Source organism: Polaromonas sp. P1_E1_2 (assembly GCF_056406035.1).
The window spans coordinates 1-2,089 of the sequence record NZ_JBFUAZ010000690.1 but is presented as its reverse complement, the minus strand read 5'-3'; the positions used below and the strand labels follow the sequence as shown (position 1 = coordinate 2,089).

The 2,089-nt window shown below is 59.8% G+C and carries 2 protein-coding genes; both read right to left on the bottom strand.

The features are described from left to right. Nucleotides 1–155: 155 nt before the first annotated feature. Entirely contained in the window at nucleotides 156–1,184 is a 1,029-nt protein-coding gene (egtD, locus tag AC1D1P_RS21765; protein WP_477674405.1) for an L-histidine N(alpha)-methyltransferase, read from the bottom strand. A 247-nt stretch (nucleotides 1,185–1,431) separates the two neighbouring features. Then, nucleotides 1,432–1,938: an N-acetyltransferase family protein gene (locus AC1D1P_RS21760; protein ID WP_477674404.1), complete on the bottom strand. Its 507-nt coding sequence runs from the start codon at nucleotides 1,936–1,938 to the stop codon at nucleotides 1,432–1,434. Nucleotides 1,939–2,089: the final 151 nt, after the last annotated feature.

Sequence of the window (2,089 nt, the reverse complement as noted above, 5' to 3'; positions counted from 1 at the left end):
GCTCGGTGATGCACTGAAGTCGGTGCAGGCCTGGGTGACCGAGCGCGCCTGAGGCGGTCCGTCAAAGCGCTATTAATTTGATAGCTGCTCGCGCAAGGTAGTAAAGGGCTGGAGGCCAATTTCGTTCAGGAAATTGGCCTTTTTTCATTGCTTTTTCACTCAATAGCGGCCCAGAACACCGCAAACCAGCTTTGCGGGTCGGTCCAGTAGCGAACCTGCCCGAATCCGGCCTGCCGCAGCAGCGCCGTCATGCTTTCCAAGGTGTACTTGTAAGAGCATTCGGTGTGGATGCGCTCGCCGGCGCCAAAGCGCCGCGCATGCCCAGGCCAGCGCACCGTAAGGTCCGACAAGGCTTCCAGGTGCATTTCGATGCGCGACTCCGCGGCATTGAAGAGCGCCACATGGTGCCACTGGCGAACATCAAAATCCGCCTGCAGGAGCTCGTTGACGTTGAGCAGCAGGTTTTTGTTGAAGGCAGCGGTCACGCCCAGCGCGTCGTCATAAGCCGCTTCCAGCCGTGCGGTGTCCTTCACCAGGTCAATGCCCAGCAGCAGGCCGCGCGCCTTGCCTTGCGCCGGGTCGGCGATGTGCTGCAAGAACCGCAGGGCCTGCGCCGGATGAAAGTTGCCCAGGCTGGAGCCGGGGTAGAAAAACACCCGTTCCTGGCTTTGCACTTCGCGCGGCAATACCAGGCCGGACGAAAAATCCATGCCCAGGCCGACGATGTCGAGCGCGGGGAAGCTGTTTTGCACCTGCGCGGCGGCATCCCGCAAAAATTCCACCGAGATGTCGACCGGCACATATTGCCGCGGCTGAAGATGCGGAATGAGCGCTGCAGCTTTGGCGCAATTGCCGGCGCCCAGGTCGATCAGGCAGGCGTTGTGGATGCCGTTCGCGCTCAGCGTGGCGGCGATCTGCGGGTAAGACGCCGCAAATATGGCGGCCTCGGTGCGGGTTGGGTAGTACTCCTCCAGGCCCGTAATGGCCTCGAAAAGTTTGGAGCCCAGCTCGTTGTARAAGAATTTGGGGCTGATGGTGGCCGTGGGCTCAAGCAAACCCTCTTCCAGCTCCTGCGCCACATTTTGGGTCTGGCCCGATTGCGACTCGTTGTAGAGGTTAATGAACTGCGGCGATGCCGTTGGCAGGGCCTCAGCCAGGCCGGGAAATTTGAGGGGCAGGTTCACGTTGGGTCAGCCAGTTAAKTGATATCGACAGATTTAAAAGCAGATAGCGAAACGCCTTTGTAGGACTGAACCGCTTTGGGCGCAAGCGGCGCCGGCCAAATGCTGTCCTATATAGGGTTCTTTTTTGGATCGCCCGCTGGGCTGAGCGGGGTCAATCACCGCCATCTGTACTTCCTGTGTCACTTGGTCGCTGAATGCTGCCATTTCTTACAAAAAGCCGGGTCTGCACCGATATTGCACGACCGGCTCAGGGCGTTGGCTGAACCTGGCTTGTGTCCCCCAGAGCGAAGTGCTGCAAGGTGTCACCGGTCATGCGGTAGCGCACCCATTCAGCTTGCGGCTTGGCGCCCAGCGACTGGTAAAACTGGATGGCCGGCTCGTTCCAGTCCAGCACGCTCCATTCGAGCCGCCCGCAGCCGCTGTCAAAAGCCAGCCGGGCCAGGTGGCGCAACAGCCGCTTGCCGGCGCCGCTACCCCGGTGTTGGGGCGATACGTACAAATCCTCCAGGTACATGCCTTTGCGTCCCAGCCAGGTGGAGTAGCTGAGAAAGTACACCGCAAAGCCCACTGGCTGGCCGTCTATCTCGCAGATGAGGGCCCGCGCAGGTGTCCCGGCCTCAAACAGGCTGCGCTCAATGTCGGCGACGCTCGCGATGACCTCGTGCTCAGCTTTTTCATAGATGGCCAGTTCCACGATGAAGGCGTGAATCACTGCGGCGTCGCTGGCTTGTGCATTCCGGATATGGATGTTCATGAAGTTCCCGTGATTTGTGTGAAGGCGCCGGCTGGCGCATGCAGCGGATGCTATACGGTCCCTAAAATGCAGGCAGTGCATGTTCTTGCAGCGATAGAAGTTGTCCACCCCATTTACCCCTCAACCTGCGTACCAACACCAGGCCCATGCC